At 56.4% G+C, this 18,590-nt stretch carries 16 protein-coding genes; 9 read left to right on the top strand and 7 right to left on the bottom strand.

Features of this window, described 5'->3' with window-relative positions:
* Nucleotides 1-166 precede the first annotated feature (166 nt).
* From HZB23_03235 to HZB23_03220, 4 genes are read left to right on the top strand one after another with little or no spacing between them, the layout of a single operon-like run.
* Complete coding sequence (locus tag HZB23_03235) at nucleotides 167-1,462, top strand: hypothetical protein (protein ID MBI5843668.1); 1,296 nt, start codon at nucleotides 167-169, stop codon at nucleotides 1,460-1,462.
* Nucleotides 1,463-1,472: 10 nt separating this feature from the next.
* Nucleotides 1,473-2,594, top strand: a complete 1,122-nt coding sequence (gene hisC / locus HZB23_03230) for a histidinol-phosphate transaminase (protein ID MBI5843667.1) — start codon at nucleotides 1,473-1,475, stop codon at nucleotides 2,592-2,594.
* Between the two features lie 42 nt (nucleotides 2,595-2,636).
* Complete coding sequence (locus tag HZB23_03225) at nucleotides 2,637-3,842, top strand: MFS transporter (GenBank protein MBI5843666.1); 1,206 nt, start codon at nucleotides 2,637-2,639, stop codon at nucleotides 3,840-3,842.
* On the top strand, nucleotides 3,835-4,845 hold the full coding sequence (locus HZB23_03220) for a GNAT family N-acetyltransferase (GenBank protein ID MBI5843665.1): 1,011 nt from the start codon (nucleotides 3,835-3,837) through the stop codon (nucleotides 4,843-4,845). Before HZB23_03225 ends, HZB23_03220 begins: the two co-directional genes overlap by 8 nt.
* A gap of 10 nt (nucleotides 4,846-4,855) precedes the next feature.
* Here HZB23_03220 and HZB23_03215 read toward each other — a convergent pair whose 3' ends face one another.
* The 3 genes from HZB23_03215 to HZB23_03205 are packed head-to-tail and all read right to left on the bottom strand — an operon-like array spanning nucleotide 4,856 to nucleotide 8,501.
* A complete protein-coding gene (locus HZB23_03215) occupies nucleotides 4,856-5,698 on the bottom strand; it encodes a xanthine dehydrogenase family protein subunit M (GenBank protein ID MBI5843664.1) in 843 nt (280 codons plus the stop codon).
* Complete coding sequence (locus tag HZB23_03210; protein MBI5843663.1) at nucleotides 5,695-6,207, bottom strand: (2Fe-2S)-binding protein; 513 nt, start codon at nucleotides 6,205-6,207, stop codon at nucleotides 5,695-5,697. Before HZB23_03210 ends, HZB23_03215 begins: the two co-directional genes overlap by 4 nt.
* Nucleotides 6,201-8,501, bottom strand: a complete 2,301-nt coding sequence (locus tag HZB23_03205; GenBank protein ID MBI5843662.1) for a xanthine dehydrogenase family protein molybdopterin-binding subunit — start codon at nucleotides 8,499-8,501, stop codon at nucleotides 6,201-6,203. The genes HZB23_03210 and HZB23_03205 overlap by 7 nt, the downstream gene beginning before the upstream one ends.
* 155 nt (nucleotides 8,502-8,656) lie before the next feature.
* Here HZB23_03205 and HZB23_03200 point away from each other — a divergent pair, with 155 nt between their 5' ends.
* Complete coding sequence (locus tag HZB23_03200) at nucleotides 8,657-9,469, top strand: XdhC family protein (GenBank protein ID MBI5843661.1); 813 nt, start codon at nucleotides 8,657-8,659, stop codon at nucleotides 9,467-9,469.
* Nucleotides 9,442-10,011, top strand: a complete 570-nt coding sequence (locus HZB23_03195) for an NTP transferase domain-containing protein (protein ID MBI5843660.1) — start codon at nucleotides 9,442-9,444, stop codon at nucleotides 10,009-10,011. Before HZB23_03200 ends, HZB23_03195 begins: the two co-directional genes overlap by 28 nt.
* A gap of 13 nt (nucleotides 10,012-10,024) precedes the next feature.
* Here HZB23_03195 and HZB23_03190 read toward each other — a convergent pair whose 3' ends face one another.
* The 4 genes from HZB23_03190 to HZB23_03175 form a co-directional block, all read right to left on the bottom strand.
* Nucleotides 10,025-10,876: a GNAT family N-acetyltransferase gene (locus HZB23_03190; protein ID MBI5843659.1), complete on the bottom strand. Its 852-nt coding sequence runs from the start codon at nucleotides 10,874-10,876 to the stop codon at nucleotides 10,025-10,027.
* 45 nt (nucleotides 10,877-10,921) lie between these two features.
* A complete protein-coding gene (locus tag HZB23_03185; protein ID MBI5843658.1) occupies nucleotides 10,922-12,028 on the bottom strand; it encodes a glycerol dehydrogenase in 1,107 nt (368 codons plus the stop codon).
* A gap of 112 nt (nucleotides 12,029-12,140) precedes the next feature.
* Nucleotides 12,141-13,394: a nicotinate phosphoribosyltransferase gene (gene pncB, locus HZB23_03180; GenBank protein ID MBI5843657.1), complete on the bottom strand. Its 1,254-nt coding sequence runs from the start codon at nucleotides 13,392-13,394 to the stop codon at nucleotides 12,141-12,143.
* A gap of 5 nt (nucleotides 13,395-13,399) precedes the next feature.
* Nucleotides 13,400-13,954 carry a cysteine hydrolase gene (locus tag HZB23_03175; GenBank protein MBI5843656.1) on the bottom strand — a complete coding sequence of 185 codons (555 nt, stop codon included), beginning with the start codon at nucleotides 13,952-13,954 and terminating at the stop codon, nucleotides 13,400-13,402.
* Between the two features lie 361 nt (nucleotides 13,955-14,315).
* Here HZB23_03175 and HZB23_03170 point away from each other — a divergent pair, with 361 nt between their 5' ends.
* The 3 genes from HZB23_03170 (at nucleotide 14,316) to HZB23_03160 (ending at nucleotide 18,572) form a co-directional block, all read left to right on the top strand.
* A complete protein-coding gene (locus HZB23_03170) occupies nucleotides 14,316-15,113 on the top strand; it encodes a transporter substrate-binding domain-containing protein (protein ID MBI5843655.1) in 798 nt (265 codons plus the stop codon).
* A gap of 115 nt (nucleotides 15,114-15,228) precedes the next feature.
* Complete coding sequence (locus HZB23_03165; protein MBI5843654.1) at nucleotides 15,229-17,484, top strand: ABC transporter substrate-binding protein/permease; 2,256 nt, start codon at nucleotides 15,229-15,231, stop codon at nucleotides 17,482-17,484.
* A complete protein-coding gene (locus HZB23_03160) occupies nucleotides 17,481-18,572 on the top strand; it encodes an ATP-binding cassette domain-containing protein (protein ID MBI5843653.1) in 1,092 nt (363 codons plus the stop codon). The genes HZB23_03165 and HZB23_03160 overlap by 4 nt, the downstream gene beginning before the upstream one ends.
* Nucleotides 18,573-18,590 lie beyond the last annotated feature (18 nt).

Here is an 18,590-nt window from a genome sequence, read left to right as displayed (position 1 = left end):
TAGCCCAAGAACTCTGCGATTTCTTGGGCGGGTACGCTTCTCATTGGCTTCTCGCTCTCCTTGCGCTTCATCGTTTTATCCAGGCGTTATATCCGGCCTTTTTAAACGGGCTGCTAACAGGATTGAAACCGGCTCAGTTTTACTGCATTAGCGAGGATTCCGAATCATGAAAAATCCCATCATCCGCCTGGATGTCCCGGCCAGCCCGGAATTTTTTCCCGTGGCAAGGGCCATGACGGAAAAAAGCTCAACTGCCTTGGGACTCGGCCAGAAGGAGTCCATGCGGGTCGGGATGGCCACCGAGGAAATCTTCATGTACCTGTGCCGCACAAGCCCCGGCCAGGAGCTTTCCATCCGCTCTTCATGGGGAGGGTCATGCGTCAATATTGAGTTCGGGTTTTCCGCAAGGCATTTTCCGCTTCACAGTTTCAACTTGACTTCAAGAGTTGACATCTCCGACGAACAGGGTCTGGACGAGGTTGGGCTTCTCATCGCCTCCCGCATGGTTGACCGGTTTTCCGTGGAAACCGGCGGTGACGACAAAATCACCCTCATCCTCACCAAGGAAAAGAACTACGAGAAGGCAAAAGCCGATAGCAGAGAGCGACCGAAGCCATCGGACTCCTTCACCGTTCGGACGCCTGAGCCGGAGGAGGCCTTTTTTCTCGCCGAATCCGTGGCCGCTGTTTATCCGCCCGAAGAGGTACCCAGGGTTTTCGCCCATCCCGGAATGCTTGCGGACATGCTGCGCCACGGGCAAAGCTGCGCCCTCATCGCCGTCAGCCAGGGAGGGGAGATTCTGGGGGGCATCGAGTGGGAATGGACGGCGGGAGCAAAAACCGCGCAATGCCTTGGGCCTTACATCCTTACTGAGGAAGCCGATTCCGCCCTTTGCGAGGGGCTGTTGAACGGCTGCCTTGAAAGCCTTGCGAAACTGCCGGTTCTCGGCCTTTTGAACCGCAGGCCCAACCATGACCTGCCGGTCCATTACTTCGAGCTCATAGGCGAGCTGCCCATAACCGGCCTTGACGGGGCCTTGCGGAGCATTCCCCATTATTTCCGGCAGATGCACGAGGACCCCGGAAGCTCGGTATGGGCCGACGAAAGGCTTGAACCATTTTTGAAAGAGGAATACGGGCTTTTGGCGCTTCCTCGAAAAATCCTCAAAAGCGGCCTTACCGAAAGCCATGCGGCGCAGCCATCGGTTCTTTTCGCCAAAATTGACCGGTCCCGAAAAACCGCCACATTATGGCCCGTTTCCCGTGGAAAGGACGTAAGGGAGAACCTGGCGGCCCATATCGCGGCCCTTGGGCCGGAAAGCACGGGCGGCGTCTATTTCAGCCTCGATCTGGGAAGACCCTGGCAGGCCGAATGGATAAGCCCTGTTATGGACGCAGGCTTTGTCCCCCGCCTTGTCATGCCCTATGCCGGCCACGGCGATATAGTCCTTTTCAGCCTGTGAGGAAGCGGCCATGAATTCACGTATGCCCGATCTCGAAAGGCTGGTTCCGGCCCATGTCAAATGCTTCGAGGCCTATATCCCGTCCAAGCCGGACGACGTTTTGATGGAGTATTACGGCGTAAAACGGCTCCTTCGCCTGAACAACAACGAAAATCCGCTTGGTCCGCCTGCCGAATCACGGGAAGCCATAACAAAGTTTCCCACCGTGAAGGCATCGGTGTATCCGAGCGGCGACGCCTTTCATCTCAGGCAGCTTCTGGCAGCGCGCTTTAAATTGGACCCCGACCAGTTTCTGGTGGGAAACGGCGCAAACGAGGTCATAGCCTTCGTCATAAAGGCCTTCTGCCAGGAGGGCGACAACATCGTTACCGCAGACAAGACCTTTGCGGTTTACGAGTGGGTGGCCCGCTTCTCCGGGTACGAGGCCCGCTGCGTGCCGCTTAGGGACTACGGCTTCGATGACGAGGCCATGCTCACCGCAGCCGACGAGCGAACCAAGATTTTTTTCGTGTGCAACCCGAATAACCCCACGGGAACCTACTGGAGCAAAAAGAGGCTTACGGATTTCCTTGACCGTGTTGACCGCCGGGCCATAGTGGTGGTGGACGAGGCTTACCTGGAATTCGTTGAGGAGGATGATTTTCCCGACGCAATGGATTTGATCGGGCTTTATCCCAACGTGGTGAGCTTCAGAACCTTTTCCAAGATGTACGGGCTTGCGGGGCTGCGCATAGGCTACCTTTGCGGAGCCCCCGAAATAGTGGACATAATCCGCAAAACCTGCGTGGTGTATTCGGTCAATACCCTTGCCCAGGTGGCGGCCATAGAGGCGGTGAACGCGGACCATCACGTTGCTGCCACCAGAAAGGCCGTGCGGGAGGCCCGCGACTACCTTACACGGGAATTCGGCAAAATGGGCCTTTTTCTGGTTTCAGGCCAGGGCTGCTACATGATGGCAAGGCTTCCCATGAGCGACAGCCTGGCCTACCGGAAACTAATGGCAAAGGGCCTCATGATCCGCACCATGACGGGCTTCCGGTTTCCCAACTTCATAAGGGTGTCGTTCGGCGCAATGGAGGACATGGAGGAACTGGTAAGAGGTATGCGGGAAATCCTTCCATCCAAACGTTAAGACAGCAAACCCAAGCGGTATGTGTTCCCAAAAGGCCGATCCATGCAAGAAGCCTCACCCGCAGAGCCTGATTCCGAGCCTCTATTCACCAAAGGCTTTGTTTTCGCCATGGCCATTTATTTTCTGGCCCTTTCCAACCAGGCGGTTTTTTTCAACTTTCTGGAGTACCTTGGCGGAATCGGCTTTGACGCCGATACGGTTGGAATGTTTCTGGCCGCCTTCAACTTTGTTCCCATAACAGTGCGGCCCTTCATAAGCCCTTATATCCACAGGAACAACGCTGTGAAATGGCTCGCCTTCGCGGCTTTGGGAATATCATGCTCGATGGGGGCCTACGCCCTTACACAGGGTTTTACCGGGCTGCTCATTTTGCGGATAGTTCACGGCCTGTTTTTCGTTCTGCTTTTAACATCCCTCATGGCCCTTGTGGTTGACGTGATCCCGAAAGGAAAAAGCGGACAGGCCTACAGCATCCTGACCCTCGCCAATCTTCTTCCATACGCGGTTTTTCCGCCCCTTTGCGAAAGGCTCCTGGGGGCTGGGGTAAGCCAGTCAAATATCTATATCTTTTCCGCCCTGGTCCTTTTATTGATTTTTCCCATGCTTTGGGTGGTTGAAAAAGGCCGGAAAACCGCGCAAGGGCCGTCACCAGCGCCTTATGCCAGGCTTTCACGCGGCGAGATTCTGGCCGGTTTCAAGGACCCCGCCATGCTCGCCATGTTTTTCCTGGTCATGGCCACCTTTACAGGGTCCACCATGACCTTTTTTTTCGTGAAGGGATTCGCAAAATCCATAGGGATAACGGACGCCGGGCTTTTTTTCACCATCTACACCCTTGTAATGATAACGGTGCGGCTTTTCGGCGGAAAATTTATGGATAAAATAAGCAAGGCCCACATTGCGGGCGGCTCCCTCGTATTTCTTGCCGCGTCCTTCTTTTTTCTGGGGCGCTCCGCCGGGGCTTACGGCTTTTTTTTCAGCGCAGCCCTTCTTGGCCTGGGATGGGGCTTTCTGATGCCTGTTCTTGGGGCTCTCATCTTCGATCTTTCAGACCCGAAACTTCGCACCTACAACACCAACATGATGCTTGAGATGATTGACGCAGGATATATTTTGGGCCCCTGGATCGCTGGATTTCTGCTAGCAAAATCGGGCTACGGGGCCATTTATCCGGCGGCGGCGGCTCTTTCCCTTCTGGGGGCCTTGCTCACCCCGCTTCTTATGAAAAGGACCCGCAAAAATGAGTGACGAAAAATCCGAAAGCCCCTTTACGGTGGGCCTTTTCGTGCCGGAGGATGCTCCATATATCCGCGACCTTTTTCTGGCGGTTTACGGCGACCAGTACCCGGTTAGAACCTACTATGATCCCAAAGCCCTTGCCGAAAGCTGCGCCAGGCGGGAAATCATAATAATGAGCGCCCGTGATCCCCAGGGCCGGGTTATAGGCATGACGGCGATTTTCAGGAACTCGCCCTATGAAAACATCTACGAGTCCGGCTCCGGCCTGGTTTTCCCGGAGTACCGCAACTACGGCATAACCACGCGCCTTATGAGCAGGCTCTTTTTCGAGCCGGAGGGCCTAAAGGGCCTTCCCGTGGAGGGCATCTGGGGGGAGGCCGTTGCCAATCACGATGGCATACAGAAACTCATCGGCAGGCTGGGCTTCGTGGAGACGGGCATAGAGCTTGATCTCATGCCCGCAAGCGCCTATGACAAGGAAAAAAGCGCATCCGGAAGGGTTGGCTCGGTGGTGGGGTATAAGACTGTAAAGCCTTCACCGCATACTGTTTTCCTGCCGCCGGTTTATGATGCGGAACTAAGGTTTTTATATGAAGGCCTGGACGATAAGCGGACCCTTGAATCCCCAACAGAAGCCCTTCCTGATGTGAAAACGGAATTTGCGAAGCAGGTTTTCGATTTTGCTTCGGTTGCCAGGATTTTCATAAACCGCTCAGGGCGCGATTTTGAAGCGGCCTTTGACGGGTTTGAAAAAAAACTTGCCACGGAAAACCGTCTTGAGATCATCCAGGTTTGGGTGAGGCTGGCCGAGCCATGGAACCTCGAAATCGTTGAGGCTTTGAGGAAGCGCGGGTATTTTATGGGCGGGCTTTTTCCAAGGTGGTACGACAGCGACGGATTTATGCTGAACAAGATTATGGGGCGTCCCAACTGGGAGGGCCTTGTCCTTCACACCGACCGGGCGAAAAAAATCCGTGACTTTATATACGCTGACTGGGAAAAGACCCGCTGACAGGCGGCTTTTAAACCTGATCCGGCAAAAGGCGCAAAACAAGGTTTCCGGCAACCTGGCTGCGGTAGGCCGCGCTTGCCCTTATGTCGTCAATGGGCCGCACGGAATCTTTTACGAGTTCGGCAGCCTGCCGGAAAAGCTCATGGGTTGGTTTTTTGCCCTCGAATATCGCCTCGGTTTCCGGGATGCGAACCACGGTCGGCCCAACGCTTCCCCATGCAAAGCGGGCCTTTTCGACCCTTCCCCCGCTGTCCGTGGTCAATATTGCCGCCATGCTGACTATGGCGATGGCAAGGGCCTTTCTCTGCCCCACCTTCTCGAAATACTGTACAGAGCCTTGGGGAGGCTTGGGGAAACTCACGCCGGTCAATAGCTCGCCTTTTTCCAGCACCGTTTTTCTTGGGCCAAGGAAAAAATCCCCGGCGCGAACTTTTCTGGAAGCATCCTTTTTTTGAAGCAAAAGTTCGCCCCCAAGCACGTAAAGGGGCGGGACCGCGTCCGCCGCAGGGGAGGCAGTACAGATGTTGCCGCCAAGGGTGGCCATGTTCCTTATTGGCGGGGACGAGTGGGCGCAAAGGGCCTGGGTCAGAACCGGGGCTGAATCAAGAATAAGTTTATTTTCCGCTATGCCGGAGAGCCTTGCCCCCGCGCCTATGAATATGGAGACGCCCTCATCACGGATTTCCGCGAGTTCCTTCACTTTTTCCAAAAAGATTACGGATTCCGGGGCAGGGCGCTTTTTTGCACGCAGTTCCGCCATCAAATCGGTTCCGCCCGCCCACAAAAGCGAATCTGGAAACATATCGAAAAGGTCAAGGGCGCTTTTTATGTCTTCGGGAAAATGCACTGTCATTTCAATTGGCTCCCCATCGCTTTTTCCGGGAAGACAGCCGGGGTGCAGGCTTCCATGTTTTCGGCGGCTGACTCGACTGCATCCACAATCTTTTGATACCCCGTGCATCTGCAAAGGTTCCCGCTAATGGCGGTTCGTATTTCCGGGCGGGTGGGCTTGGGGTTGCGCCTTAGAAGGTCGGCGGCGGAAATGAGCATTCCGGGGGTGCAGTATCCGCACTGCACCGCCCCTTTTTGGATGAAGGCGTCCTGGAGCGGATGCAGTTCCTCGCCGCAGGCAAGGCCCTCCACGGTTGTAATGATTGCTCCCTCAAGCTGGCAGGCCATCATGAGGCAGGAAAGCCTGCTTTCGCCGTTAAAAAGCACAGCGCAGGCCCCGCATTCGCCTGATCCGCAGGATTCCTTGACCCCAGTGAGACCAAGGTCCTCCCGCAGAAGGTCCACTGCCCGCCGTTCGGCGGCGGCTTCAATGTTAATGGGCTCTCCGTTTAAAGTGAACTTTATCAGCATGGATTATAAGCCTTTTCCATTGAACGGCTTACGTTTTCGCCGGTAAAGGGCGCTTGGTGCGGAAACGCGCCCAAAGCATCGTTTAGCGCGCAGGCCACCGCCGGAAGGGGTGGCAGCATACCTATTTCACCCACGCCTTTCATGCCGTAAGGCCCCTCGGCCTCCTCGGTCTCTATGGACACCGACTCCATGTCGGGCAAATCCAGCGAGGTCGGGATGATGTAGGTTGCAAGGTCCGGGGTTTCGATTTTGCCGTTTTTTACGATGCAGGCCTCTGTCAGAGCGTAGCCGAGCCCCTGGGCCACCGCGCCGTGAATCTGCTGCTCGTAAACCATAGGGTTCAGCACCCGCCCGGCGTCCGTGACCGTCAGATAATCGCAGACCTTGACTTCGCCGGTCAAAAGGTCTGTTTCGATGCGGGCCAGATGGGCCGCGTATGAAAAAATGTTGTGAGGAAAACCGTGGGTGCTCGCCATGTCCCCCGTAAAAGGGTCCTTGGGAACGCGGACCATGAACTCGTTCACGACAACCCTGTCCTCATCGCCCATAACCCCCGCAATGACCTTCAAGGGGACTTCCTTTCCGGAGGGGATGTGCCGCACCTTTCCGGGCAGAAGCGCAAAGCCGGAGTCGTCCGTGATGAACATGACCAGGGCCGCCCGGTTGAGGAGCTTTTTCTTCATTATTTCGCAGGCGCCCATAAGAGCCCTGCCGTAGGTGAAGGTGGTGCGGCTGGCGGAGGATGACCCGGAAGGATGGGTGCGAAAGGTGTCCGGCTGCACAAGCTCCATGTCGCCCGCCCTCTGGCGCAGGATTTCCCCCGCTATCTGAAGATACGTGGCCGCGTTTCCCTGGCCCATATCCGATACGCTGTTATAAACTATGAAAGTGCCGTCTTTTTTAATCTCAAGTTTCGCTATGGCGTTATCCGGCACGCCCCTGCCGTAGCCCATTGCCTGAAAAAAAGAGGAAACCCCGATCCCCCGCTTTTTGTGCGGCCCGGCCTCTTGTTTCCAGATTTGCGCGCTTTTTCGCAAAGGATGGTTTCTTACGCCTTCAAGGCAGGCGGAAAGGCCGTTGGACGTGGTGATAAAGGCCCCGGATGGGTGCCTGTCGCCGCGCACCAGGGCGTTTTTCTCCCTTATGGCCAGCGGGTCCATGTTAAGCCTTGCCGCCATAAGGTTCATCATGGATTCCATGGCAAAGGCCGCCTGTGCCGCCCCGAAGCCCCGCATGGCCCCTGCTATGGGGTTATTTGTGTAGATTGCCCGGCCCCGGATTTTTGTGTGGGGAATGCGGTAGGGCCCCCCTGCGTGTTCGATTCCAGCGTTTAAAACCTCGCCGCCCAGGTGGGCGTAAGCCCCGGTGTCGTAATCAAGCTCGCAGGCAAGCGCCACAAGGCTTCCATCTGCGTCCGCCCCAAGCCTGTAATGCATTTTTGCAGGGTGGCGCTTGTAGCCGGAAAAAAAACTTTCCTCCCGGCTCCACCACATTTTTACGGGCCTTCCCTCGCTTTTCATGGCCCCAAGGGCCAGAAGGCACTGGACAGTGGCCCCGTCCTTGCCTCCGAAGCCGCCGCCAAGGTAAGGATTTATGATCCTGATGCCGCTAAAAGGAAGCCCTAAGGCGTGGCCGATCTCCATGCGGTCCCGGAAAGGGGCCTGGGTGGAGACAGTAAGGGTGATTACGCCGTCCTGGCCCATCCTGCCAGTGCCGTTTTCGGTTTCCAGAAATCCGTGAACCTGCATGGGGGTTTCAAACACGCCCTCAACCACGGCGTGGCATTTTGAAAGGGCGTCTTCAGCCTCACCCACGGAAAGCTCGCGGTCGGCGTAGACGTTTCCGCCGGGGCAGGAAGGGTGAAGCACCGGCGCATCCTTTGAAAGCGCGATATCCATGCCTGAAACAACCGGAAGGGGCTCGTAATCAACCCTTATAAGGTCCAGGGCCTTTTCCAGGGTTTTGCGGTCCTCCCCAAGAACCAGGGTCACAGCATCGCCGCAATGGCGAACAATTTCATCGGCAATAACCGGCTGGTCCTTCACCACTATTCCCTGGCGGTTGGTTCCGGGAACGTCATTCGCGGTAAGGATTTTGAATACGCCAGGAAGCGCCGCAGCTTCCGCCGTGTGAATCCTCAAAATTTTGGCGTGTGGGATTCCCGCGCGTTTGGCCGCAGCCCAGAGGAAGCCTTCGTCGTAGAAATCCGTGGCGTATTTTTCCCGGCCTGTCACCTTGGCCAGTGCGTCGGCCCTTGGCAAGGACTCGCCTATGTGGGGAACCTGGTTTTTCACGAGGATTGGGACTCCTCTTTCGATATCGCGTAAGATTGCTTTATAGTTGGCAATGATGATGATATTGAGATACCAAAAAATTTGCGCCGTAACAACCAATAAGCGTGTTTGCAGAAAGTCCGCCCTTGGCGGCCTTATTGAATGGAGGAACGGGGATGGACTCGCCCGAAAATTCAATTTTCGCCCTTGCCGCCCAATATTGCGCGGAGCATCGGCCCTTTGTTCTGCTTACTGTTGTGGGTGTCGAAGGCTCCACCCCGGCAAAACCGGGGTCAGCAATGATAGTTACGACGGACGGGCAATGCAAGGGAACCATAGGGGGCGGGCAAACCGAACACCAAGCCATTCAAAAGGCCCTGGCCATCCTTGGTGGGGAAGGCGCAAGCGTGAAGGAAAAATTCGAGCTTAAAGACCCAGGCGGCCTTGCCTGCGGAGGAAGCATGGAAATATTTTTCGATGCCCACCTCTTTTCACGTCAAGTGCTTGTTTTCGGCGCGGGCCACGTTGCCGAAGCCCTGTGCCCGATTCTGCAAGGCTGCGGCTTTTCGATAGCGGTTTACGACGAGAGGCCCGAACGACTCGCTCTTCCGGCTTTTAGAGGAGCGCGCCGGGTGGAAGGACCCTTCGGGGCGGTTTCGGGCGAGGCCGGATTCAGCCCGGAAACGCATGTTCTTGTCATGACCCCGGATCACAGCCATGATTACGAGGTTGTGCGCCAAGCCCTTGAAATGCCGTTCAAAAGCCTTGGACTCATGGCCTCGGTCAATAAACGCAAGGGATTTTTGAAAAGGCTTCTTGAAAACGGCGCAGACCAGGAAAAGGCGGGCCGCATCAATTCGCCGGCGGGCCTTAACATCGGGGCCGTCACCCCCAACGAAATAGCGGTGAGCATAGCGGCCCAACTGATAAGATTTGAAGCTGACCCTGAAAAGCTCGCAAAATGGCCGAAATCATCTTTGACGGAATAATCCTCGCAGCCGGGGAGGGAAGGCGCATGGGCCTTCCCAAGGCCCTTCTTGAAATCGGGGGAGCGCGGCTGGCGCTTCTTCAACGGAACCTTCTGATGGATGCCGGGTGCGGAAGCGTTGCCACGGTGATAGGAAGCGAGGCCCGAAGAGTGAGGGACGGCCTTGGCGATTTTCCCGGAATCGTGGAAAACCCGGATTTCAAGGACGGGCAGTTTTCATCGCTGGTAAAAGGGCTTCTGTCAATAAACCCCGAAAGATGGGCCGTCGTGCTTCCGGTGGACGTTTTCCCGGTTCAGGTTCAAACGGTAAAATTTCTCATGGAAAAGGCCTCTCCCCCACTCGATGCCGTAAGCCCGGTTTTTGACGGCAGATCAGGGCATCCGGTCATCCTCTCCCCAAAGCTTTGCGCATTGATTCGCGCCATGCCCCCCGCATCCTCCCGCCTGGACCTTGTCCTGCGCTCCTGCCGCCGCGCCTTCGCAGGCGTTTATGACAAGGCGGTTGCAAGCAACCTGAACCGCCCGGAGGATGCCCGCTGTTAAGATATCATCATTTTCAGCCAAGCTCGAAGGAAGTGATCCCGTAAAGCCGGTTGAGCGGGATATCGGGCTTTTCCCTGGAGTACATCCTTGCGGTTTCGAACATGACCTTCATTCCGAAGCCCTCCGCCAGCGCTAAGGCGTCCCGGTTGTCTTCCGGGGTATCGAGATAGAACGGCTCGTTGGGCCCCAGCCCGGATATCAGGGACTTGAAAAGCTCTCCGGCCACTTCCCTGCTGTCGGCAAAAAGCGGGCCTATCTTGAAACCCGTGCGGCATTTGCGAATGACCCCGCAGCCAATGAGTTTGCCGTTGTTTTCAAATCCCACTGCCTTGCAGCCGGGCTGGTTGATCCAGGCTTCAAGGAATAGCCTCCGGCCCTCAGGAAAGAACAGCCGGTCATATTCATCGACTGTTTCAAAAGGAAAATCGGACAGGCTTTTTATTGCCGGATTTTGAGGGAAAACCCCTCCGCCCTGCCCTTCATGCCGCAGATTCCTCCATGCCGTGAAAAAACCGGCTTTTTTGTAATTTTCCTGCTGGGCCACGACTCCGTCGCCACCCATGTTTCTTCCTTCGAGATACTTCAGCGCCGCTTCCCATATCGCAATGCCATAGCCCCTGCCCCTATGTTCCTCCTTTACGATGTAAAAGCCTATCATGCCCAAGGAATCCCCATATCTTACCGCCGAGATGGTCGCAACCGGCTCGTTTCCCAAAAGCCCGATGAAAAAGCCCGTGGGATCAGCCGAATAAAAACAGCCTGCATCGTAAAGACCGGGGTTCCAGCCTTCCTTTGCGGCCCAGTCGATGGCCAGATCGACTTCCCTGTGGGTCATCGTCCTTACGATGCAGTTATCGTCAGCCATGATTATCTCCGGGACGGAGTCAGTTCCCCGCCGAATCCAAGGTTGTCATGCCCGCAATTTTGCCTCTTTCCTCATTTTTCCCCACGCGTCGGCGGCCTTTATCATGTCGGCCACCACTTCCGGGGAGGTCTCGAAGGGCTCGTTGTGCATGCTCTCCCCTTCGGCGCAGGCCTTTTCGGCAACCCGGCAGAGGTCCTGGTCCGTGGCCCCGGCAAGGCCGAGATCGGAAAGTGTCGTGGGAAGGCCCACCGACTCGCAGAAGCCGTAAACCTGATCAACTTCCGAGGGGCGCCTGCCGGTTAAAAACAATGAGACCAGAACGCCGAAGGCGACTTTTTCGCCGTGGTAGTAATTCTTCGACCGGGGAAGCACCGTAAAGCCGTTGTGTATGGAGTGTGACGAGGCGAGCCCCGCGCTCTCGAATCCAAGGCCGCTCAAAAGGGTGTTGGCCTCCACCACGCGCTCGAAGGCGGACGTGACCACCCCGGCCCCGCAAGCCGAAAGGGCCGATGCGCCGTATTCCCTTATTGTGTCCCAGCAGAGCCGGGCCAGGGCGTAGGCGGTCATGGAGCCCACAGCTCCCGCGATATTCGGGGCTCCTTTTATCCGGCAGCTTTCGGCCTCGAACCACGTGGCCAAAGCGTCGCCCATGCCCGCCGCCAGGAAGCGGGCCGGAGCCCCGGCAATGACCCTGGTGTCCACCAGCACCGCGTTGGGGTTGTTGGGCAGGCAGTCAGCCCGAAGGAAGATTCCGTCCGGGGTGTAGACAACGCAGACCGAACTGCACGGAGCGTCCGTGGAGGCGATGGTGGGGACCATGATGCAGGGAGCCTTCGCCAGATGCGCAACGGCCTTGGCCGCGTCCAGGGTCTTGCCGCCGCCCATGCCCACCACAAGGTCGCTTCCGGCTTTTTTGAAGAGGCCCGAAAGCCTTTCAATTTCCTCGTCGGAGCATTCCCGCCCGAACGGCTCCACAACGACCCTTAATTTGTCCCGGATGCCCGTCAAAACCGAAGGCGCAAGATTTTTTTGCGCACTGGGCGAGGCGATGAGAAAGGCCCTGCCTCCAAGCCTTGCGCATTCGCTTCCCAAACCGGCGAGTGCCCCCTTGCCCTGGATGTAGCGGCCCGGAAACAGGGTTATGCTTGTCATGTCGGATTCCTTGATACCGGCGGCCATAAAACCGCCCTGGAGGAAATGTAATTCAGAGGAGTCGATTTCACTCCGTAACAGCCTATTGAAAAAGGCAAGATGCAAAGCCCGTCTAAAAACGATGAAGTGCAACGCCGCAGTTCGCGTTTTTAGACGGGCTGGTGCCGGTTATCCCGAAAAGGCCCTTGAGCCACGCCAGATAAGCCCCGTCATCGCACATGCCCTTTCCGGGGGAGTCGGAAATCTTGGCGACGGGGCGACCGTTAACGCTCACCATCTTGATCACGATGTCCAGGGGCGCTATTCCCGTGTCGTTGGTGAGGTTGGTACCTATGCCGAAGGCGGTTTTGATCCGGCCCGAAAATCGCCTGTGAAGCTCGATCATTACAGGAAACGTGAGGCTGTCCGAGAACACCGCCGTCTTGGAGGCGGGGTCGATGCCGAGGCTCTCGTAATGGGCGATGAGCTTTTCGCACCATGCCACCGGGTCCCCGGAGTCGTGGCGGCAGCCGTCGTAGAGCTTTGCCAGAAACGGATCGAAATCGGCCAGAAAGGCGTCAAAACCCAGTACGTCCGAAAGGGCGATTCCGAGTTTTCCCCGGTACTCGCTGGCCCAGGCCATGAGGGCCTCCTTCTGGCTCTCCCTTGGATGCACGTCAAGCTGCTGGTGGGCCTGGAGCCACTCGTGGGCCATGGTGCCCGCCGCCGGCAGCTCATGGATCATGGCCAGATGCAGGTTGGAGGTGCCCGCGAAACACTCCGGAATTTCACGCTTGATAATGGCCGTCAGCTCGTTCTCCCAGGCGAAGCACGCTCTGCGCCGGGTGCCGAAGTCCACGAAGCGGCATGGGCTGCCCTTTACTGAGCAGTTGTAAGATTTAAGGGTTTCGATCTTCCCCGAAAGCCTTTTCCGGGCCTCGGTGAAATCAGGCGGGCCAGACGATTCATACCGGGTATGAAGCTCGCTGATGATGGCCAGAAGCGGCACCTCGAAAAAAATGGACGCGTACCAGGAGCCTTCCACGGTGAGCGAAAGCCCGCCCGACGCGTTCATCTCCCATTTCACAAAGTCCGGGTTGGGCCTGAAAAGGCGAAGGAACTCAAGAAATCCCGGCTTGAAAAAGCCGAGCCCGAACAGATAATCAAGTTCCGCGCCGGTGTGCCCAAGCGAACAGAAATGCGCCACCTCGCGTTCCAGGTCATGAAGGAATTCCCTTTCCCTGCCTTCCGGGAGGTCTTTCCCCTTACGGCAGCGGTAGCGGTATCCCGCGTGCGCCTCCGGGTACCTGCCCCACACGGCCTGGCTCATGGTGTACTTGTAGAGGTCCGTGTCCAGAAGGCTTTTTATGATGGGCTCTTCGTTCATGGCCCTCAGTCGGCAATCGTCGCGCCGTAAATGTCTCTCATGCGCGAAAACGCCGCGCTTTGTGCCTCAGGGTTGAAATCGGCCACCAGGCTCTTTTGAACGATGCTGTGAATGTGACGGTTGATGAGATCGCCCACCGTGTCCATTACGCAGATGCTGGTGCAGACTCCGGCCACCTCCACCGGGTTGCCGGGAATTCCGGGAGGAATGCCCATCCTGTTGAGTGTTTCTTCGAGGTTTGTACCGTAAAATCCTGAATATCTCGTCTTTTCGATAATGTCGTACCAGTCGCCCTCGTCGAGAAGCTCCTTGATTTCCTTGATAATCTCCGCGCCCCATGTTCCCTTCACCGCGTGGGGCGCGAACATGGCGAACTCCAGGTCGTCCGGCGCGTGGGCGTCGCACAGAAAGATCACATGCCCCCCGTTCTTTCTGAATTCCAGGATTCTCTGCTTCACGGGGAGGATTATTTTCCGGGCCTCATCCCCGCAAAAGAGGGCTCCTTTGGGGTCGAGGAAATCGTTTAACAGATCGATCACAATCAATACCCTGGCCTGCATTGAAGCCTCCGAAGTCATTTTGGACGCACCGGAAAAGCTCGCGGCGCGGCCCCGATTCATTTGGGAACGCCGCAATCGAGCCCTTACGGACAATTTTACATATAGTTACTTTTTTCCCTTTTTTGAAATCCTGTCAAGGAATTTGCCCGGATGGGAGCACATGCCGACCCGCCTTATTCTGATTTTGTTTACATGGGGGAAGGATTACGATAAGGCTTCGGTTTAAAATCGATCATGGCGAGGGATGAATTTTAACGCCCGGATCAGTCATCGGAACCCGGATACCAGGCCCCCCCGATTCATTTCAGGCGGTTTCGCTGCATGATTTGCCGGGCAACCCACAATAAGGAGAAGCACCGTCATGAAGACCAAAAAAGCGAAGACTGTCTTTTGCGGAATTGCAATACTGCTGCTGCTGGCCGCTGCGGGCTGCAAGGGCAAGGCCGAAATAACGAGCCTTTCCCAACTGAGTGAGAGCGAGTTCGCCGTTCCGTCCGGGACAGCCGCCGACAAGCTGGTTCTGTCGAAGTTCCCCAAGGCCAAGTTCCAGTACTTCAACAGCGTTCTTGACGCAGCGCTTGCGGTAAAAACCGGCAAGGCGGATGTGGCGGCCTATGACGAGCCCATCCTGAAGAACATCGCCGCAAAAAACAGCGGGCTTGTGGTGCTGCCTGAAATGATAACCGTGGACAACTACGCGGTGGCAGTGGGCATCGACAACAAGGAACTGAAAACGGCCATCGACGGCGTTCTGGCCGAACTCAAGGCAAGCGGCGCATACGACTCCATGATGCTGAGGTGGTTTCCCAAATCCGGCGCTCCGGCGAACATGCCCGACCTGCCCTTAACCGGCGAGGCGGGAGTGCTGAGGCTCGGCACAGCAGCCATCACCGAGCCTTTTTCATTCATGGACGCCTCCCGGAAAGTGGTGGGTTTCGACATCGAGCTGGCGCAGCACGTGGCCCGGAAGCTCGGAAAGAAGCTGGAGATCGTCAACATGGATTTCGGTGCGATGATTCCCGCCCTGATCTCAGGCAAGGTTGATATGATCGCAGCCTGCATAACGGTCACTGAGGAGCGGGCCCAAAAAGTCCTTTTCTCCGAGCCTTACTACACGGGCGGAATAGCGGCCCTCGTGCGCGAGCCCAAGCAGAAATAAAGGATCGGTCTTTCTGTCATCGGAACCCGTCCCGAAACGTTTTTGGTGACGGGTTCCATCAGGCGCTTTTTACCAGCCATTTTTCCGGCCAGGCAGGAGAGTAAGGAAAGTTCGCATGGCGAGGTTTGTTTCAGCAATATTGCTGGCGGTTTTTTCCGCCGTTTTCACAGCAGGCTGCAATGGGCAAGAGACAGCCTTGTCGACGCTCAAGGACGCCGAACACGCCAGAATCGGCGTAATGGTGGGCTCAACCGGGGAAGCCGTGGCAAAGGCCAGGTTTCCCGAAGCCGACCTTCAGAGCTTTGACGATGTAATGGACGGAATCGCCGCCATGAGTTCGGGTCAACTGGACGCTGTGGTGATCTCCGAGCCCACCGCCATCCATCTTCTGAAGCTGAACCGCGAATTTACGATCATTCCCGAACCCCTTACCAACGAGGACACGGCCATCGCCCTTAAAAAAGGCGACCCGGAAATGCTGGCCGCCTTGAACAGGATCATTGCGGAGCTTAAAAGCGACGGCACCCTTTCTGACATGAAAAGGCGCTGGCTCAAGGCTGATCTTTCGCCCTACGAGGACAAAAGCCCCCAGGCCTCCACCGAGGGGCCGGTTTTTAAAGTGGGAGTTACCGCCACCCGCGAGCCGGTTTCCTTTGTGGACAAAAACGGAAAGGTTTCGGGCCATGACGCGGAACTGGCCAGAATAATTGCGGCAAGGCTAAAAAGGCCCGTTGAGTTTTTCAACATGAAATTCATGGCCCTTATTCCGGCCCTTCAATCGGGTAAAATCGATTGCATCATAAGCGGCATGACGGCCACCGGCGAGCGCAGAAAATCGGTGGATTTCTCCGAGCCATATTTCGCCAACAAGCAGGTGATGATCGTAAAAAAGCCTGTCGGGGATAAAAACGCCGCCGGGCTTTTGTACTCCGTGAACGATTTATACGACAAGCGAATAGCGGTCATTTTGGGCACCACCCACGACAAGTGGGCCACGAAGACCTTTCCCAAGGCCACAGTGCTTCATTTCAAGACGCCCTTTGACATGATACTGGCCCTCAAATCCGGGAAGGCCGACGCGGCGGTCTACACCTACGACGAGGTGGCCATTTTCCTTAGGGAGGCCAAGGAGCTTGCGGTCCTTGGCGAGCCCCTCTGGTCCAGCCAGGCTGCCATCGGTTTCAACAAGGAAAGCGTGGAGCTTCTGGCCGCGTTCAACCGTTTTCTGAAGCACATAAGGGAAAACGGCCAGTATGACGACATGGTGAAACGCTGGATGGAAAAAGGCGACACCGTCATGCCGGTCATCCCCCCCGCTTCCACCGATGAAGTGCTGACGGTGGGAATCCTGGGCGACAACGGGCTTCCCTTCGCCATCGTGAAGGACGGAAAGCTGATCGGCTTCAACGTGGAGCTTCTGGACAGGTTCGGCGCGTTCATCGGCAAAAGGATCAAGTACGACGACATGGAGTTCGGCAGCATCATAGCTGCGGCGGCCACCAAAAAAATAGACATGGTCGGCGCAACCATAGCCATAACCGAGGAAAGGAAAAAGCGGATCGCCTTTTCCGATCCCTATCACGAGCTGCACTCCGTGGCCTTTGCCCTGAAGAAAAACATAGCCCAATATCAAAAACCGACCCCGCCCGAAAAAAAAGGGGCGTTCTCCGCGTTTTTCAAGGGGCTCGGAGAGAGCTTTCACAGCAACATCATACTGGAAAACCGATACCTGCTGATTTGGGACGGGCTCAAAACCACCATGGTGATCTCTGTGTTTTCCACCATACTGGGAACGCTTCTGGGCGGGCTGGTCTGTTTCATGCGAATGTCGAAAAAACGCCTGCTGAACCTGCCAGCCCAGGTCTATATCTCCGTTCTGCGCGGCATTCCGGTGCTGGTCCTGCTGATGCTGATCTATTACGTCGTCTTCGCCTCGGTCAACATAAGCCCTGTGCTGGTCTCGGTTATAGCCTTCGGGCTCAACTTCGCCGCCTACGTGGCCGAGATATTCCGATCAGGCATAGAGGGAGTGGACAAGGGGCAGGCCGAGGCGGGCATCGCCATGGGTTTCACCAGGGCCGGAACCTTCGTCACCATCATCCTGCCCCAGACAGTGCGGCGCATAATCCCGGTTTACAAGGGGGATTTCATCACCCTCGTGAAGATGACCTCCATCGTGGGGTATATAGCGGTGCAGGACCTCACCAAGGCCAGCGACATAATCCGCAGCCGGACCTTTGACGCGTTTTTTCCGCTTGTGATGGTGGCGGTGCTTTATTTTTCCATTTCCTGGTTTCTGATGCTGTCGCTTGACTACCTGGACAAGAGGACCAATCCGAGGCTCAGGCGTAGAAACGGAGGGGCGGCATGATAACGGTTGAGGGCCTTTCCAAGAACTTCGGCGATACCGAGGTGCTCAAAGACATCTCCATCGAGATAAACAAGGGGGAGGTCATCGCCATAATCGGTCCTTCCGGCAGCGGCAAGAGCACCTTCCTGCGCTGCCTCAACCTGCTGGAACGACCGAGCGCAGGCTCCATACACATAGACGGAGTGGACATTTTAGACAAAAAAACGGACGTGCCCAAAATCCGCCGAAAAATGAACATGGTCTTCCAGTCCTTCAACCTTTTCGATCACCTGACCACCCTGGAAAACCTGACCGTAGCCCCCATGAAGCTCAAGGGCCTCAACCGGCGGGACGCGGAGCGCAAATCCATGGAGCTTCTGCGGCTTGTGGGGCTCGCCGAAAAGGCGCAAAGCTATCCCGACGAGCTTTCCGGCGGCCAGAAACAGCGGGTGGCCATAGCCCGGTGCATGGCCATGGAGCCTGAGATAATACTCTTTGACGAGCCCACGTCCGCCCTTGACCCAACAATGGTAAGCGAGGTGCTCTCGGTCATCCGGCGTCTGGCGGAGGACGGCATGACCATGGCCATAGTAACCCACGAGATGGATTTCGCCCGGGACGTGGCGAGCCGGGTTCTCTACATGGACGAGGGGGGCATTTACGAGGAAGGGACGCCGGAGGAGATTTTCGAAAACCCCAGGCGCGAGAAGACGAAGGCCTTCATCCACAGGATACGGAGCCTCGGCTGGACCATAACTTCGCCCGATTACGACCTCTATGCCATGAACGCCGAGATAGAGGCCTTCTGCGAAAAGCACATTTTGCCGAAAAAGACCAGGCACGGCCTGCTTCTGCTTGTCGAGGAGATGCTGCAGGTCCACGCGCCGATCCTGGGTTCAGCGACTTTGAACATAACCATCGCCTTTTCCGAAAAGACCGAAAAACTGGAGCTGACATGGGAAAGCGGAGGCCCGTCCGCCAATCCGCTTGAAAGCGGGGGGCTGCCCGACGAGATGGGGCTTTCCATCATCCGCAACCTTACCGAAAATATCGAATATCACAGGATCAATGACCGGAACCGTATAGTGCTTACCATGAAAAAAAGCTGACGAATACCATTCAGGGAG

The sequence above is a fragment of the Deltaproteobacteria bacterium genome, assembly GCA_016235345.1.
GTDB lineage: Bacteria > Desulfobacterota > Desulfobacteria > Desulfobacterales > Desulfatibacillaceae > JACRLG01.
This window is presented reverse-complemented; position numbering and strand designations above follow the sequence as displayed.

What these genes read in the sequence shown, in the direction of transcription:
- HZB23_03235 (MBI5843668.1), top strand. Translation starts at nt 167, where the DNA reads ATGAAAAATCCCATCATCCGCCTGGATGTCCCGGCCAGCCCGGAATTT.
- hisC (MBI5843667.1), top strand. Translation starts at nt 1,473, where the DNA reads ATGAATTCACGTATGCCCGATCTCGAAAGGCTGGTTCCGGCCCATGTC.
- HZB23_03225 (MBI5843666.1), top strand. Translation starts at nt 2,637, where the DNA reads ATGCAAGAAGCCTCACCCGCAGAGCCTGATTCCGAGCCTCTATTCACC.
- HZB23_03220 (MBI5843665.1), top strand. Translation starts at nt 3,835, where the DNA reads ATGAGTGACGAAAAATCCGAAAGCCCCTTTACGGTGGGCCTTTTCGTG.
- HZB23_03215 (MBI5843664.1), bottom strand. Translation starts at nt 5,698, where the DNA reads ATGACAGTGCATTTTCCCGAAGACATAAAAAGCGCCCTTGACCTTTTC.
- HZB23_03210 (MBI5843663.1), bottom strand. Translation starts at nt 6,207, where the DNA reads ATGCTGATAAAGTTCACTTTAAACGGAGAGCCCATTAACATTGAAGCC.
- HZB23_03200 (MBI5843661.1), top strand. Translation starts at nt 8,657, where the DNA reads ATGGACTCGCCCGAAAATTCAATTTTCGCCCTTGCCGCCCAATATTGC.
- HZB23_03195 (MBI5843660.1), top strand. Translation starts at nt 9,442, where the DNA reads ATGGCCGAAATCATCTTTGACGGAATAATCCTCGCAGCCGGGGAGGGA.
- HZB23_03190 (MBI5843659.1), bottom strand. Translation starts at nt 10,876, where the DNA reads ATGGCTGACGATAACTGCATCGTAAGGACGATGACCCACAGGGAAGTC.
- HZB23_03185 (MBI5843658.1), bottom strand. Translation starts at nt 12,028, where the DNA reads ATGACAAGCATAACCCTGTTTCCGGGCCGCTACATCCAGGGCAAGGGG.
- pncB (MBI5843657.1), bottom strand. Translation starts at nt 13,394, where the DNA reads ATGAACGAAGAGCCCATCATAAAAAGCCTTCTGGACACGGACCTCTAC.
- HZB23_03175 (MBI5843656.1), bottom strand. Translation starts at nt 13,954, where the DNA reads ATGCAGGCCAGGGTATTGATTGTGATCGATCTGTTAAACGATTTCCTC.
- HZB23_03170 (MBI5843655.1), top strand. Translation starts at nt 14,316, where the DNA reads ATGAAGACCAAAAAAGCGAAGACTGTCTTTTGCGGAATTGCAATACTG.
- HZB23_03165 (MBI5843654.1), top strand. Translation starts at nt 15,229, where the DNA reads ATGGCGAGGTTTGTTTCAGCAATATTGCTGGCGGTTTTTTCCGCCGTT.
- HZB23_03160 (MBI5843653.1), top strand. Translation starts at nt 17,481, where the DNA reads ATGATAACGGTTGAGGGCCTTTCCAAGAACTTCGGCGATACCGAGGTG.